At 60.0% G+C, this 16,085-nt stretch carries 9 protein-coding genes; all 9 read right to left on the bottom strand.

Annotated elements, in window-relative coordinates; all coding sequences use genetic code 11:
* Positions 1-6: 6 nt before the first annotated feature.
* Positions 7-1,269 (bottom strand): glucuronyl esterase domain-containing protein, encoded by a 1,263-nt coding sequence (locus WMO46_RS09490; protein WP_349094243.1) that lies wholly within the window; start codon positions 1,267-1,269, stop codon positions 7-9.
* Positions 1,266-2,453 (bottom strand): glycoside hydrolase family 88 protein, encoded by a 1,188-nt coding sequence (locus WMO46_RS09485; protein ID WP_349094242.1) that lies wholly within the window; start codon positions 2,451-2,453, stop codon positions 1,266-1,268. The genes WMO46_RS09490 and WMO46_RS09485 overlap by 4 nt, the downstream gene beginning before the upstream one ends.
* Positions 2,454-2,465: 12 nt before the next feature.
* Positions 2,466-4,250, bottom strand: coding sequence for a glycoside hydrolase family 2 protein (locus WMO46_RS09480; protein WP_349094241.1), 1,785 nt, complete (start codon positions 4,248-4,250; stop codon positions 2,466-2,468).
* Between the two features lie 21 nt (positions 4,251-4,271).
* Positions 4,272-6,344 carry an alpha-galactosidase gene (locus tag WMO46_RS09475; RefSeq protein ID WP_349094240.1) on the bottom strand — a complete coding sequence of 691 codons (2,073 nt, stop codon included), beginning with the start codon at positions 6,342-6,344 and terminating at the stop codon, positions 4,272-4,274.
* Between the two features lie 31 nt (positions 6,345-6,375).
* Positions 6,376-8,247 (bottom strand): FAD-dependent oxidoreductase, encoded by a 1,872-nt coding sequence (locus WMO46_RS09470; RefSeq protein WP_349094239.1) that lies wholly within the window; start codon positions 8,245-8,247, stop codon positions 6,376-6,378.
* A 13-nt stretch (positions 8,248-8,260) separates the two neighbouring features.
* Positions 8,261-9,832, bottom strand: a complete 1,572-nt coding sequence (locus WMO46_RS09465; protein WP_026076378.1) for a hypothetical protein — start codon at positions 9,830-9,832, stop codon at positions 8,261-8,263.
* 118 nt (positions 9,833-9,950) lie between these two features.
* A complete protein-coding gene (locus tag WMO46_RS09460; RefSeq protein WP_349094238.1) occupies positions 9,951-11,210 on the bottom strand; it encodes a SusE domain-containing protein in 1,260 nt (419 codons plus the stop codon).
* 101 nt (positions 11,211-11,311) lie between these two features.
* On the bottom strand, positions 11,312-13,036 hold the full coding sequence (locus tag WMO46_RS09455; protein WP_349094237.1) for a RagB/SusD family nutrient uptake outer membrane protein: 1,725 nt from the start codon (positions 13,034-13,036) through the stop codon (positions 11,312-11,314).
* 13 nt (positions 13,037-13,049) lie between these two features.
* Complete coding sequence (locus tag WMO46_RS09450) at positions 13,050-16,064, bottom strand: SusC/RagA family TonB-linked outer membrane protein (protein ID WP_019150052.1); 3,015 nt, start codon at positions 16,062-16,064, stop codon at positions 13,050-13,052.
* Positions 16,065-16,085 lie beyond the last annotated feature (21 nt).

Below are 16,085 nucleotides of genomic sequence, written 5' to 3'. Positions count from 1 at the left end.
TTAGGGTTATTTCAAATAGTTGTCGGCAAACTTCACGAATTGCCGCCAGTCGTAAAGCGTGATGTCGTGGCCGCCCGAACGGACGTGGTAACCGATCCGGCCCGACATGCAGGGTTCGTCGGCCGGCGGCGGCTCCGTGCCGTAAAGCCCCTCCGATCCGAACAGCTCGTAGACGGGAGTGGCATGGACTCCCGCGAGAAACTCGCCTTTCACGTCGGCCCACTTGTCCTCGGCCGCACTCGCTATGTAAACCGGACGGGGAGCTATCAGTGCGATGAGTTCGTGCTGGTCCACGGGCAGCGCGTCCTCGTCGCCGGCGTAGCGTTTGTAATTGTCGCAGAACCAGTGCGGGAAAAGCCGGTTTATCCGGGCCACCGTCTCCGCATACCGACGCCGGGCCAATGCCGCGCCTCCGCACCCCGAATCGTTGGAAACGACCAGGGCGAAACGCGTATCGACGGCTCCCGCCCACAGCGCGGCCTTCCCGAGGCGCGAATGACCGATGACCGCCACGCGCCCGGCATCGACATCCTCGTCGGTTTCGAGGTAATCCATCGCCCGGCTGAGCCCCCAGGCCCATGCGGCGATCGTACCCCATTCGTCGGGAGCAGGACGGGTCTGGCCGTCGCGGTAGAACAACGGATGGACGCCGTTTTGGAAGCCGTCGTCGTAATCGGGATCTATGTCGCCGCGGTAGACGGTCGCCAGCCCGTAGCCGTTGGCGATCAGCATCTCGACCGGCCAGCGCGAAGCCGCCGCAGCCCGCGGAAATCCCTCGGAGGGGCCTTTCCCCGGCTCCGTCCGAAGCGTCGAGGGCGTGACGAGCGGATCGTCGCAAATCGTATGGTTGCCCTTGAAATTCAGCCCGAGGAACACCGGAACGGCATCCGTGCGTTTGTTGGGCACGTACAGCAGGAGGGTCATGAAGTGTTCTTCGTCGTCGGTGAAATAGACCGCGATCTCCTTCCGGGTGGCCATGTTGCTCAGGGCGTAACGGTCTTCGCTCAGCACTTCGAAATGCACTCCTTCGGGACGCCCGGGCGCCTTTCCGTAGATCTGCGACTCGAACAGGGCGAGGAGTTCGGGACGGCGTTCGGACATCCAGCCTTCGGTGTCGGCGACCCTCCGGCCGTCGGACATCGTCAACGGATCGGGCAGCGTGTAGGCCGGAACCCGTGATTCGTCGTAATTCATCGCCGGCTCCTGCGCCCGGACGCCCGACACGCCCAGACAACACAACAACAGCGCGTATTTGTGAAAGAGTCTCATGACTGCAATCTGCGTTTGAGGCGGGTGAGGGCCTCCAGGTAATAATAGTCCGCATAGGTCAGCGGCACGTCCACCTCGGACGAGAAGGGATAGGCCCCCGTGGAGTGCATGAGAATGAAATCCCCGTTGGTCCCCTCCGGTGCGGTATATTCCGGCGAAGCCAGACTGCGGATCTGCTTTTCGGCGAAAGCCAGGTATTCGTCCGCCTCGGCGCCCTCTGCGAAACCGCTCAGTTCGATCAGCGCCGAAGCCATGATCGCCGCGGCCGAAGCATCGCGGGGCGTGTCGGGAATCTCCGGAGAATCGAAATCCCAGTAGGGAACCCCGTCGGCCGGCATATTCGGATGGTTCAGAAGGAACGCCGCGATGCGGCGGGCCTGTTGCAGATAACGTTCCTCCCCCGTCAGACGGAACATGCAGGTGTAGCCGTAGAGCCCCCACGCCTGTCCGCGGCTCCATGCCGAATCGTCGGAGAAGCCCTGATGGGTCTGCCGGACATGGGGTTTGCCCGAAACCGTGTCGTAGGAGACCACGTGCCACGAACTGAAATCGGGGCGGTAATGATATTCCATCGTCTTGTCGGCGTGCGAAACCGCCATCTCCCGGAAGGATTCGTCGCCCGAATAACCGGCCGCCCACAGCAGGAGTTCGAGGTTCATCATGTTGTCGATGATGACCGGGTACTGCCACTTGTCGCGGTTGTGGTCCCACGAGCGGATCAGACCCACTTCCGGCTTGAAACGCGTCGCCAGCGACCGGGCTCCGGTGAGCAGCACCTCTTCGTAGGACTTGTCCCCGGTGAGGCGCAGTCCGTTGCCGAAACTGCAATACAGCATGAATCCCACGTCGTGGTTGTCGGTCGTATACTTCTCGCGTTCGACGCGCGCGGTGTACATCCGGGCGTATTCCAAAACCTTCGGATCGCGGCTGTTTTCATACACGTACCACAGCGTTCCCGGAAAAAATCCGCTGCACCACCAGCGCGAATCCGACGAAACGTCCTCGTCGTTCTCCCACGTGCGCGGCAGGCGGCCTTCGCGGCCGCTGTACTTTTCGGCCATCAGCAGCACCTGCCGCTCGGCCCGGGCCAGCGCCTCGTCCACGACCTCCGCCAGCGGTTTTTCCCGGCCGCCGCAACCCGCGAACAGCGCGGACAGCCCCATACATAGCAATATCTTCTTCATCGTCTTGTATTTTTAGCGTTTATCGTAATAGGCTTTCATCAGATACCACGCTTTCTTGCGGTATCCCCGGTCCGAAACCAGCCCCTTGCGGTTCCAGCCCTCCTGATTCGTGGGATGGAACCGGAACGGCGAACGGAAATCGAAGAGAATCCACGGCGACACGCCCCGCAGGTTGGGAATGTTCTCGAACATGCAGAGGTTGTCCCGGTAAAGGGCCTCCTGATACTCTTCGCTCCACGAACTGGCCGTATCGGCCGCGCCGTGCTGTCCGTAAAGGGCCTCGCCGCCGAATTCGGAGATGATGAGCGGTTTCCCCCGCGCAACGTCCCACACAGCCCGATCGGGCGTGACGGGCCACGGATGGTACCAGCCCATGTATTTGTTGACCGCCACGACATCCAGCGCCTCGATGAACGGATCGTCCATCACGAACAGCTGACGGTCGCGGTCGAACCGCACCAGATCGAAAGCCGCGACGATCAGCCGCGTGTCGTCCAACTCCCGGCAGCAGGAGATCAGGTAGCGGAGAAATTCATTGCGGGGTTCCGACGGCTGCGTCTCGTTGGCCACACCCCAGAAAGTCAGCGCGCAGCGGTTTCTGTCGCGTCCGACCATCTCGCGGATCATGCGGCCCGCCTTCTGCCGGGTGGCGTCGTTGGCGAAGTCGATGCCCTGCCAGACCGGAATCTCCTCCCAAAGCATGAAACCCATCTTTTCGGCCAGACGGACGATGTATTCGTTCTGAGGGTAGTGGGCCAGGCGGATCATGTTGCAGCCCAGCGCCCGAGCCTCGGACAACAGCATCACGGCGTCCGACTCGGAGAACGCGCGGCCCATGCGCTGCGGTATCTCCTCGTGGAAGCTGACCGATTTGAGGAACACGGGCGCGCCGTTGAGATAAATGTCCTCGCCCTCGACCCGCACGTTGCGGAAACCGATCATCTCCTCGACCCGGTCGCGGCCCGCGGAGACGATCACCCGGTAGAGTTTCGGGTCCTCGGGCGACCAGCGTTTCAGGCTCTTCACCCGGAACGAAAGCGCCGCCGCACCCCGTTCGTCGGCGGAAGCCGTCTCCCGGACTTTCAGTTCGGGAATCTCGACCAGCACGGAGGTCCCGGCAGGAGCCCCCGACAACCGGACATCGGCGCTGATCCGGTCGGCGGAATCCTTGTCGAGACGAATGAAATAGTCCTCGACGAAGGCTTCGGGAACGCTGACGAGCGACACGTCGCGCGTGATGCCGCCGTAATTCCACCAGTCGAAAGCCATTGCCGGAATGGCATCGGGCGTGCGCGTGTTGTTCACCTCCACGGCGAGGAAATTATCCGCCGGTTTCAGTCTGCCGGTCACCTCGATTCGGAAAGGCGTGAAACCGCCCTCGTGGCTCCCGATCTCCTCGCCGTTGAGATAGACCCGGCAACGGTAGCTTACGGCCCCGAAATGGAGGAACAGCCGCCGTCCGTCCTGCCGCGGAGCGTCGAACCGCCGGGCGTACCAGACCGTACCTTCGTAGTATTTCAGTTCGGGCGTCTGGGAGTTCCAGTCCGAGGGAACATCCAGCCGCAGCCCGTTTTCGAACGCATATTCGTAAAAATCGGTTTTCCCCTCGGGTTTGCGGTTCAGGTAAATCTTGTTCTTGCGTCCCTGATCGTAGAGATCGACGATGGCGTCCCATTTCCCGTTCAGCGACTGCATCTCGCGTCCGTAAACGTTGGCGATAAGGTCCTGCGCCCGAACTCCCGTCACCGCGAGGAACGACAGGGCGAGCGTTATTGCAAATTTTGTCAGCGTTTTCATGTTCGTTTCAGATTCGTAAATTCAGGGTTTCGGTTTACGGATTATCTCATAACGGTACATCGCATAGTCGTCGGGCGACGGCAGTTCCACTTCCAGCTCTCCGCGGCGGCCAGCCTTCCGCACGGCAGCCTTCCCGCTGCCCAGCACGGGCGTCAGCCGCACCGTCGCCCCCTCCGGCAGCCACGTTCCGATACGGGTCCGCCGGTCGGGATGCTGCTCGCGGAAGAAGATGAAATAGCCCCGGTCGCCGTTCAGCGACTGGAATCCGGTCCACGACCGTCCCGACGGTTCGTCGCCCACGGGCAGGATCACCCCGCTGTGGAAATCGTGCTGCACCTCCTTGTAACGTCCGATCTCCCGGCCGAGGGCCAGCGCCTCGTCGGGAAGCCCTCCCGCCTCCATCCAGGCCAGCGGCTGCCCGGCCATCGTCACGGCGAAAAGGTATCCGAAACCGTAGTTCGCCGGAGCGAAGCGGTCGCCGGCATATTTTCCGGCATTGCGCCACTTGTTCAGGAATTCGATCTGCAACCGCTCGGCAGGGACGTATTTCGACAGCATCCACAGGTTGCGCAGCGTCCAGTAAGGGTAATAGTTCTGCCAGTCGGTATAGCGGTTTTCGAGGAAAACGTTGCCGTACTCGTTGAACATGTGGTAACCTCCGCGGCGACCGGCCGTGGCGTCGAGGTTGAACACCACCCTGCCGTCCGTTTCGGCCAGCACCCGGTCGAACAACCGCCGCAGGTTGGCCTCGGCGCGTTTGTCGGGAATCGCAAGACCGTCGATCTTGAAGGTGCGGATGCCGTATTCGTCATGCAGGGCGATCATCGCCCGGGCGTCCTTCTCCCAGTCGGCATAGCCGTCCTGCACGCTCGGATTGAACCAGAGGCAGATCTCCACCCCCAGCTCCCGACCCAGTTCCACGACGGAATGCAGACCGTTCGGATACTTCTCCGGATCGGGTTTCCAATAGTCGGGATTGTCCCAGATGTTCCGGAACGAGCCTTTCGCCACCGCCGAATTGGGGCTTTTGCCGACCTGCCAGCCGTCGTCGATCTGAAAATGCGTGATGCCGAGGCGTGCGGCCCGCCGGACCTCCTCCAGACAAAAGCGTTCGTTGACCTTCGTATCCTGACTGCGGTCGCCCCACGTGTTCATCATCACCATCTCGTCGCGCCCCGGGAGCTGTTTCCGCAGCTGTTTCTGATAGCTCCGCAGAGCGGTCAGCTGCTCCAGCTCCCCGCCCGACCAGACGCCGACGACGCATCCGTAGGCCCTCATCCACTCCCCGCCGTCGAGGTCCCGCTCCGTAAGACCGAGCCCCGAAACCGTGAAATTCCCGAATTCGGCCGTGAAATCGTAACCCTGATAGGCCGGCTGCACGTTCGAACAGGGAGCCTCTTTCAGGAAAAAGAAGCCCCGGTCGTTCTCCCCGCTGCGGGCGAATAGCAGATTGCCCCGGTAGTGGTTCTTCCGGTAAGGGATCACGTCGGTCTCGAAGACCAGATTGTTGTTCCAGTCCGTAACGTCCTGAAACTCGACGATCCGCGTCTGCCAATGAAACCCGCCGGGATTGAACCGGTCGAGCACGTTCGAACTCCCGAGCGCACACATATCCTCTTTCGACTCGATGTTCTTCCGGTCGCCGAGGTTCGCGGCACGGTCGCCGGCAAGCGCTCCGGCGGCGCGTCCTTTCAGGTAGGTGTCGCAGGCAATGGCCGGAGTATCCCCGTAAATCCGGTAGACCCGCCGGACGACAAGCGCGCCCAGCGAAAATTCCACGGTCGTTTCCAGGTATTCCGGATGGATTACGGTCTCGCCGATCCGGGCCGACGAATACGTTCCGGCAGAGGCTTCGGCATCGCCGGGAATCTCGAAATCGGGCGCCGGAGTGCGGTTCAGCCACACCTGCCCCGACGACTTGTCGGTCAGGCTGTACGTCACGAGGTTTCCGCCGTTCCAGACGAATTTCCGCTCGATCCGGGAGTTGCCGATCGTCAGGGTGTCGTTTCGCAGACGGCTGTAACAATCGTCCTGTGCAAATGCACAGGCGCCGCACAACAGCGCCGCGGCAAGTATCGGGAATGTGTGTTTCATCGTTTCTGAAAAATCCGTTTCGTCGTCGTTTTCAATCGTTGCGCAATGCGCGGGGAGCCTTCAGCGAAGCTCCCTGGTTGAATCGCTGGTTGTCGGGAACGTCCTTCCTGCCGACGCCTTCGCGCATCAGCGATCGCAGTTCGTCCAGATGCCGCTGATAGACCCCGCGGGGCGAGGTTCCGTATTTCCGGCACAGCGAAGCCGCCATGCCGACCACTTCGCCCATCATGCCCGTCGTGCGCATCACGCGCACGGAGCCCAGCGCCACGTGCGTCACGCTGATATTTCTCCCGGCCATGAACAGATTGTCCACGTTGCGGGAATAGAGGCACCGGTAAGGCACGGCATAGGGATAGATATGGACGTGCTTCGTGGCCGCCTTGAACTCCCGGCCCGGGAAGCGCACGGAATTGAGCGAGTCGGGGAAATGCAGGTCGAGGTCCCAGGTCGTGGCGAAAGAGGCGTCTTCGTGGAAGACGTGTTTGTCGATGTCGTCCTGTTTCAGCACGTAATCGCCAAGCAGCCTGCGCGATTCGCGTTTGCCGGCGACGTAGGCCACCCAGCCCAGTTCGCGGTTGCGGAATTCGCCGTTGTCACGGAGTCCGTTTTTCAGGAAACTCCAATTCGAATAGACCACCAGCAGACCGTAGTCGCGGATGCGTTCGAAATCGGCGATCTGGTCGAGATTCATGCCGGTTTCCCATTTCCACTCGCCCATCGTCACCTTCTCGCAGTTCGTTTCGTCGAACCTCAGACCATAGCTGAACACCGGAAAATCCGTCTTTTTACCCGCATCGACCGAGTACCACTGCACCGACGAACCCATCGTCATCCTGTCGGCGGCCGCAGGGGCCAGCTCCTCGCCGAATTCGTCCCGGCTCTCGCGGCCCATCCGGAAATCGGCCCCGGCCAGAAACCCGACCGTGCCGTCGCCCGTACAGTCGGCGAAAAGCGGCGCTTCGAGAAGCGTTTCCTCCCCGGTTTCGATGTGGCGGACGACCACCGAAGCGATCCGGCCGCCGGTCGTGTTCACGGCAACGGCCCGACAGCCGGCGAACAGGGCGACGTTCTTTTCGGCGGCGATGAACTCCTCCTTTTTCGCATCCTCGTAGTTCCCGGCCGGCTGGGCGTTGCCGCCGCGCGAGTGGCCGAATTCGCGGATCATGCGCCCGAGCCCCTTGTTCGGGCCGACCTCGATGACACCGCCCAGATGTACGCGGACTTCGGAGCTGTTGTTGCCGCCCAGCACCGGACGGTCGTTGACCAGCGCGACCCGGCATCCCAGCCGCGAAGCCGACACCGCAGCACACATCCCGGCGATGCCTCCGCCCACCACGACGAAATCGAACGACTCCACGCGCTGCGGCGTATCGGGAATATGCAGCATCCTGCGACGGAAAGCCGCCAGCTCCCCGGAATCGGCAGGAGGCACATCCTCCTGATCCCGGGTGAAATAGACGGCGTCGCAGCGGCCGTCGAAGCCGGAAAAGTCGGTCAGCGAAACTTCGACCGGCCCCTTCCGGACAGCGACCCGTCCGGCATACTGCCACATCCACTCCCGGCCCCGGTTTCCCAGCACCTCGGGCAGCGTCCGTTTCCCCACCCGGAGGGAGAATCTCCCGGGGCCCTCGCCGTCGTACCAGGGAGCGACCCAGTTGAACGTCCGCACGTAGGCGTGATAAGTCCCGGATTCGGGGAATTCGACGGTCGTAACGGCATCCGCCACGGGTTTGCCCATGCCGTGTGCGATGAGATACGGCGATCCCATCAGATCCATGAACTGCTGATCGACGGACCAGCCGCCCTTGTCGCGGAAACTCTCGGCCTCGACCCAAACGCCGGTCCCGAAAGCCGTCGTCGAGGAGAGCAGCAACGCGGCGGCAAGCAAAACAACCCGTTTCATAACTTACCCGGCACTAATGGATCTGAACGTCGAGCAGTTTGACCCAACCTTCGGCGGTCTTTTCGTCGTTCACCGCCAGTTCGATGGCCGGAACGTTCTCCTTCGTCGTATCGACGATGGCGATGCCCCACGTATATTTTCCGGCGGGGAGATCGACGGCAGGCGTCTCGAACGTATAGGAGAAAGGTTTGCTCTCGACCCACGTCGAAGGCTCGCACTCCCCGTCAACGAAGACCCGCTGCGCCTTGCCCGAAGCGTCGAGCAGCGCATAGGCCACCTTGTATTTGTAGTTCCACTGCGGAAGGTTGTTCGGGAAATAGCCCCAACCCATGTTGCGCCAGCGCGAAGCGACCTTGACGCGGCTGCCGGCGTTCACCTGATCGGGAAGGGTCACCTGGTCGGGATAGAGGCGGTAACCGCCCTCGGAAACAAAACGCTGCACGAGGTTGAAAGCGTCGCCGAACCACGACTCGGTCTCCTGCCCCACGCGGAAGTCCATCATATTGACGTGCGCCTCGGCCGAAGAGTCGAATTCACCCTGGCGGACATCTTCGGGATGGCCCTGGCGATAGCCCGCCGGATCGTTCCAGTAGCTGTGGCTGCTGACGATGTAACCGCCCTCCATGATGATGGGGACCTTATAGCGCCATTGCGCGGCGATGGCCTTCTCCCAGGTGCTGTAACCCCAACTGGCGTTGTTCATGCCGAAGGCGTCGTGACGCAGGCAATAGCCGTTGGCCACGGACAAGGCGACCAAACTCTCGCTGTTCGGATTGGCCGTGCCCTCGCTCGTGGGATGTCCCAGCACGCGGTGGTAGTTGATAACGAGGGGGACCTGCGTGAAATACTTGGCATAGAGCTTCGTGATCCAGTCGAGCACCTCGCGCTTGACCGTCTCCGTATTCGCGTCAACGGCCGACACGTCGTCCTTGTTGTAGGCCACGCTGTGACCCTCGCCCCATTTCCCGAGGCCGTAGCCGTCAATGAACGAGGTGTTTTCCGGATCGTTGAATTCCGCGGCGAAAGCCTCGACGAACTTCTCGTAGTAACGCTGGAAAACCGGGTCCTGCGGCATGGGAGTCTTGCGGTCGGGGTACTTCGGCTCCGACATCGCATATTCGGCCCCGGCGTCGTAAACGAACTGGGGCGTGTTCGCTCCCTGATCGCGGCCGTCCACCACGACGCGGAACGCAATGGGAAGTTTCCGTTCGCGGGCCGCTTGAACCAGCTTGTAAATCTTCGAATCGGGATTCTTCCAGGCATATTCGCCGTCGGCGGGATTCAGCACGGACCATTTCGTGCGGATGTAGCAGGCGGAGGCATAGTCCGCCACCTTCACGTTCTTGCCCAGCAGAGGCACGTAGATCTCCTTGTCGAAATACGAAGGATCGTAGTCGGCACTCACATACATCACCCAGCCGTTCAGCGGATTGTGCAGCACCTGCGATTTGTTGTATGCGGGTTTCACGGTTACGCCGGCGATCTTGCCGCCGTCATCCTCCCCTCCGCCGCTGTCTTTCGAACATCCGCAGGAGGCGGAGCACAGAAACGCGGCCAAAAGGCAGGCCGTCATCAGATTTTTCATAGCAGTCATATCGTTTTTGAATTGATGGACAACATGTCGGAAAAACAGCGCCGTATCGTTCTGTCGGCCGGAACCCAGTATCCAGTCCGATACGGCGCTGTTTCAGATGGCCGCGGTCCTATTTGTTCCGCGCAAGGATCGTATTGTGCCGCAGATCGAAGATCAGCAGGTCGGAAGCGGGAATCGTGTAATACGAGTTACGCGTCTCGCCGTCGGCGCCGCCGTGCAGTTCGCTCTCCTTATCGAGCACCAGCGTGAGGTTCTGGCGTTTGCCGTCAGCCGTCAGCGGGTTGGTGAAGCAGTAAGCGTTGTTCTGGTTGTAGTCCACACCGCCGACCGTGAAATTCTGGGCCACGCAGAACTTCATGCCGCTGGACAATTTGGTGCCGTTATGCTCCTCGGCATCGTAGATCAGCACCTGGGGATCTGCAAGGCTCTGTTTCAGGTTGAGTTTGCGGACGCCCCAACCCGTACCGGCTCCGTAGGCCCAGAGGTCGAGCACCTCGATCGTCGTCTCGGGATTGGCCTCGGCACCGCTCGGACGGAACGTCACGGAAAGCGGTTTCAGGTCGGTCGCCGGCGAGTAGATGCGCACCTGCTTGTTCTCCATGTCGATCAGCAGACGGTAGTTGCCGGCGGCCGGAATGGCCCACGAAACGGGATCGTCCTGCATCTTCACGTCAACGAGTTCGCCGTCGCGGAGCGCACCGTTGCCGTCGCTCGGAACGATATAATAGGTCTGGCCCTCCAATTCGACGGGGATTTGGAGCTCGCCGATGCTCAGCGCACCGTACCACGCATAGAGGTTCGCATTCTCGACCGTCTTTTCGATCTCCGTGACGCTGCTGAGAGCCGTACCGGAGAGCGACACCTTGTCGGCGTCGAAGACATCGACCTTGATCGGGGTTACGGTCACCTCGACGGTCCGCACCTCGGGCATTTCATAAGTGGGACCGCCCGCATACTCCGCGATGACGCGGAACGCCAGCGTAAAGGTCTTGTTCACGGGCACTTTCCAGCGCTCGTTGGCCCAGTTGTTGAGCTGCTCGGAGGTGTAGCTCCGGCTGAATATTCCGTCGTCCTCGCTCGTCTCGATGGTCGTGGCCGAACCGAAGTTGTTGGTCAGCAGGTCCAGTTTGGTCTTGTAGGAGACCAGATACTCGTCGGACATCGGACGCGCCGGCGTCCAGTCGAAAGTGAGGACCGTAGCCGTCAGGTTGTTTTCGTCCAGAGCGATCTGGGAGGCGGAGGCGGTCAGTTCGAGGGTCTCCCTGACCGGGTCGCTGTCATGCTCGTACGGGTCCCACGCACAAGCCCACTGGCCGAGTGCCACAAGGGTCAGCAGCGATATGTTACATGCAAATTTCATCTTTTTCATAGCTGTTTTTTTCGTGTTTGCTGATAGGGTCCGGAAGCGTCCGGACACATTGCTTTTCTTGTTCGCCCGGAGGCGGGGCCGAAAACCGGTCGGACCGGTCATCAGCCCTCGTAGCCTTCGTAACCGGGGTTCTGCGGGAATTCTCCGGTGTTGGCGTCGCGGACAGCCTGCGGAATGGGCCACAGCACATGAAAATCCTGGATGAGGTCGCGCGCCTCAGGATTGTACTTCTTCACACGCTCGATCAGTTTGCCCGTGCGCACCAGCGTAAAGCGGCGGCTCTCCTCGCCGTACAATTCGCGGATACGCTCGTCGAGCAGGTAGTCCATCGTCATCTCGTCGTCGGAAACGTCGGCCACCTTGGCACGGCGGCGCACCTCGTTCACGGCATCGGCAGCCTTGTCGGGCATATTCTGACGCAGGTAGGCTTCGGCCAGCAGCAGATAGGTTTCAGCCAGGCGGAATTTCGTGCGGTCCTTGTACGAACCGGTGAGCTGCAAATTCTCCTCTTTTCCGAAAAAGAACTTTTTCAGCGCCGGGAAAAGCTGGGCCTGCGACCACGATTTGTCGTCGATGGGACATTTCTGGCCGAGTTTATTGGGCGTCAGCGGGTTGTTGTAGTACCAGTTGCGTTTGATGTTGTACTCCGAATTGCGGATGTCGCCGTCGTCGAAGATACCATCAGAAGAGATTGGTTTAGAGGAAATGATATTGCCATTCGTGTCTACTTCCTTAATCGTCTCGCCGTCGGTCGTGGCGTTCGTGCCCTTGACGCCGATCCACCATTTCAGCGGATAGATCTGCGCCAGACCGCGGCCGCCGAGCGAATCGGCCAGCGCAAAACCGTCGATAGCATGGTACTGGGGATTCCAGGCGCGGCGGGTCCAATCATCGGAGTTCGTGCCGCCGCCGACGGTGTTGTACTGGAACTGCATGACCCAAATGCTCTCGGTATTGCCGGCCGAACGGTTCTGGTTGTTTTCGAGGAACATATCGCTGAAATAGTCGCCGGGCTTGCTCTTGTCGGCACCGTAACGGCTCTTCACCAGGCTGTAATGCTTGCTGTCGATCACCTCCTGGGCATTCTCCTCGGCCAGCTTGTAATCGCCCTCAGCGCCGCGCAGCAGGTACATTTCGCTCAGCAGGTGGCGTGCGGCCCACGTCGTGAGCTTGCCCTCCTTCACCGCATCGGGATCTTCGGGAAGATGCTCCTTGGCGAATTTCAGGTCGTCGATGATGTGTCCCAGCACCTCGATCTTGGGGTCCCGCGAGAACGAAAGCAGGAAGGGTTTCTGGATGGTCTCGACCCAGGGCACGTCGCCATAGAGATAGACCAGCGTGCGATAGGCGTATGCACGGAAGAACCGCGCCTCGGCCTGATAGAGCTGTTTGTCGGTCGGATAATCCCAGTTGTCGTTCTTCTCGGAATAGATCAGCAGCTCGTTGGCCGAACCGATCAGGTTATAGGCCCAGTTCCAGTACGATCCGACGAAAAGCGTCGAGGGATTGAGCGTCAGCTCGGCGAACGGAACGAGCGAACCGTCGCGGACGGTGCCCATCCGGCAGAGATCGGTCGAAATCTGCAACACTTCGTAGGCGCAGGCACCGTTGTGCATGAAGGCACCCTGCTCGCCCCAAGTGTTGTACTCCGAACGGGCGATGGCATAGAGTCCCGTGGAGCCGACCTCGAAGCCCAGCGAACTGGTATAGGTGTTGTCGGGAGCCAACGAACTTTTCAAATCCTCTTCCAGAAAGGAGGTACAACCCGCAACGATTGCCAGAACCGAGCATGCGGCGCTGAGTTTGATATAATTCATCGTTTTCATAATCAGTTCTTACTTAAAAGGTTAAGGATAATCCCAACACATAGGAACGGGCGGTCGGGAACGATGCGAACCAGGTGTTGTCGTAGTTCAGCATCTGCCGCATGTTAGAGAAGGCGCACACGTTGTTCACGCTGAAATTGACATCGATGGCGCTCAGGCCGATCTTGCGGACGAATTTCTGGTTGACGCGGTAGCCCAGCGTGATGTTGCGCAGCTGCACGTAATTGAGCTTCTTGTAGTAGCCGTGGTCGAAAGAGGCCTGGTAGCCCGGCGAAACGACCTCCGCATCGGGAGTCTCCGGCGTCCAGTATCTCACGCCGTGGATGTAGTTGCCCGAACCGAACGTATACGAACCGATGTTGGCCACGTTGTCGGTCATCCATTTGCCGAAGACGCCGTTGAACAGGAACGAGAAGTAGAAATCCTTGTAGGTAAAACGGTTACCCATCGACATCGTGAAACTCGGCTGTTTGCTTCCGATGACTTTCCGGTCATTGGAGTCGATAACGCCGTTGCCGTCAACATCCTCCAATTTGGCGGCGCCGGGCGTGGCTCCCGTCTGATGAGCCACCTCCTTGCCGTCCTTGTCGGTGAAGGTGAACTCGTCGCCCTGCTGCCAGATGCCGATCATGTTCCAGTCGTAGTAGACCGACAGCGGCTTGCCGATGAACCACTTGTTGTTGATGTCGTCATTGCCGTCGCCGCGCAGTTCGACGATCTCGTCGCGGTTGAGCGAGAAGGTGAAATCGGTCTCCCAGCGGAAATTCGTCTTGCGGATATTCTGCGAATGGAGCGTCAACTCGATACCCTTGTTGCGGGTTTGTCCGACGTTGTAGAGAATCTTGCTGTAACCGTTCATGATAGGCACAGAGCGCGACATCAGCAGATCGTGCGTATTGGAAAGATACATGTCGATCGTACCGCCCAAGCGTCCGTTGAAAAACTGGAAGTCGATACCGAGGTTGGCCGTATAGGTCGTCTCCCACTTCAGGTCGGGGTTGCCGATGCCATCGCTCGGCAGATAGGCCGAGTTGGCGGCGCTGCCGCCGTCGCCCCAAATGTACTTGACGCCGTTGGTTGCGTAAAGACGGTCGAGCGACTGGTAGCGCGAAATGGCGTTGTTGCCGTTAGCGCCGTACGACAAGCGGATTTTCAGCATGTCGATCCACGAAGCGTTGTCCTTGATGAAACTCTCTTCGCCCAGATGCCAGGCTACGGCGGCCGAAGGGAAGAAGGCCCATTTATGATTTTCGGCGAATCCCGAGAACGAGTCGGCGCGTCCGGTCAGCGTCAGCAGATACTTGCTGTCGAATCCGTAGTTCACGCGGAACATGCCCGAAACGAAATTCTCCTTCCAATAGGACGAACCGATAGTGATCTTGTTTTCGGCGCCGTCCATCCGGTAGAAGCTCGAATCGTCGTTCACGAAGCCCTCGCCGCTCTGCGAAGCGCCCGTATACTGGGTTTCCTGCATGGAGAACAATCCCGTGAAGTCGATGTGGTGCTTTTTGAAATTGCGGTCGAATTTCAGCACGTTCTCCCACGTCCAGTCCGTCGTGTGATTGTTATCCAGTTCGGCGCGGCCGTCCACCTTCTTACCGGTCACGGTGTTGCGGCCGTAGTAGGTGCCGTTCAGCTGGCTGCGGTAGTTGTAGCCGAACTGCGAGCGGAACGAGAGCCCCTCGACGGGAAGTTTGATGTCGAGAAAACCGTTGGCCATGAAGTTGCGGCCCGTGCGTTTCTGATCGGCGTTGACATCCTTCATCGGGTTGGGCAGGTTCGAATAGTCCATCGGCTCCTCGTAATAACCGCCCGTCTCGTCCTTGTAGATGCCCCACGGGCTCTGCTTGATGGCGTGTTCGAGGTTCGGCGTCGCACCGCCGCTCTCGCGGTTGACGAACTGCGTGGTGAGGCCCACCGACAACCAGTCGTTCATCGTCTGGTTGATGCTGGCGTAAACGGTCGTACGCTGATAATTCGAGTTGTAGACGACGCCGGGATTGTCCAAGTAGGAAACGGCGGCCATGTAGGTCGTCTTTTCACTGCCGCCCTGGAAGCTCAGCTGGTGGTCCATCGTGAAGACCGTGCGGAAAACATAGTCCTGCCAGTCGTTGGTGACGCCTTTGGCGTAGTTGACCTTCTCGCTGGCGCTGATGATCGAACCCACCAGCGGATCGAGCTGCTCGCCGCTGTAATTGTTTTTGAGTCGGCCCATGTCCTGCTTGAAACGGATGAACTCGTTGGGACCCATCGTCTCGATGCGCTGCATCGGTTCGGCGACGGAGAGTTTCGTCTTGTAGGTCACATGGAAACTGCCTTTCGATCCGCGCTTGGTCTGGATCAGGATGACGCCGTTCGATCCGCGTGAACCGTAGATCGCAACCGCCGAAGCGTCTTTCAGCACCGACAGGCTCTCGATGATGTTCGGATCGAGGTCGGCCAGGCCGCCCGAATAGGGAATGCCGTCCAGGATGATCAGCGGGTCATTGCTGGCCGTCAGCGAGTTCTGGCCGCGGATCAGCAGCGTCTGGTTGCTGCCCGGAGCCTCGTTGCCGGTGGTGATGTTCAGACCGGCGACCTGTCCGACCAGACGGTCCATCAGGTTGTTGGTCGAAACCATCTCCAGCGTCTGTTTGCCGACCACGGCAAGACCTCCCGTGAGGTCCTTCTTCTTCTGCGTACCGTAACCCACGACGACCACTTCGTCGAGGGACTGCGCATCCTGCGCCATCTTCACGTCCACGACGTTGGACGTGCCGATCCCGATCTCCCGGCTGGAATAACCCAGGCACGAGAAAACCAGCGTCGAGGCCGCGGGGGCCTTGATCTCATAAACACCCTGCGTATTGGTGACGGTGGCATTGTTGTTCCCGCCGTCCTTTACGAGTACGACGACACCCGCCAGGGGCGCTCCGTTTTCATCGGTGACCTTTCCGGTCACGTTAATCGCATTCTGTGCAAACAAAGGTCCGGCCGACAACAGCAGCAAAACGGTCATCGCCAGAGTGCCTTTAAGCATTTTGTACATTCTTATCATAAAAGGTTCCGT

The organism is Alistipes intestinihominis (assembly GCF_040095975.1).
In the GTDB taxonomy this organism is placed as follows: domain Bacteria; phylum Bacteroidota; class Bacteroidia; order Bacteroidales; family Rikenellaceae; genus Alistipes; species Alistipes senegalensis.
This window is presented reverse-complemented; position numbering and strand designations above follow the sequence as displayed.

Bases quoted from the DNA above. Each gene is read 5' to 3' on its own strand.
- WMO46_RS09490 (WP_349094243.1), bottom strand. From the start codon at position 1,269: ATGAGACTCTTTCACAAATACGCGCTGTTGTTGTGTTGTCTGGGCGTG.
- WMO46_RS09485 (WP_349094242.1), bottom strand. From the start codon at position 2,453: ATGAAGAAGATATTGCTATGTATGGGGCTGTCCGCGCTGTTCGCGGGT.
- WMO46_RS09480 (WP_349094241.1), bottom strand. From the start codon at position 4,250: ATGAAAACGCTGACAAAATTTGCAATAACGCTCGCCCTGTCGTTCCTC.
- WMO46_RS09475 (WP_349094240.1), bottom strand. From the start codon at position 6,344: ATGAAACACACATTCCCGATACTTGCCGCGGCGCTGTTGTGCGGCGCC.
- WMO46_RS09470 (WP_349094239.1), bottom strand. From the start codon at position 8,247: ATGAAACGGGTTGTTTTGCTTGCCGCCGCGTTGCTGCTCTCCTCGACG.
- WMO46_RS09465 (WP_026076378.1), bottom strand. From the start codon at position 9,832: ATGAAAAATCTGATGACGGCCTGCCTTTTGGCCGCGTTTCTGTGCTCC.
- WMO46_RS09460 (WP_349094238.1), bottom strand. From the start codon at position 11,210: ATGAAAAAGATGAAATTTGCATGTAACATATCGCTGCTGACCCTTGTG.
- WMO46_RS09455 (WP_349094237.1), bottom strand. From the start codon at position 13,036: ATGAAAACGATGAATTATATCAAACTCAGCGCCGCATGCTCGGTTCTG.
- WMO46_RS09450 (WP_019150052.1), bottom strand. From the start codon at position 16,064: ATGTACAAAATGCTTAAAGGCACTCTGGCGATGACCGTTTTGCTGCTG.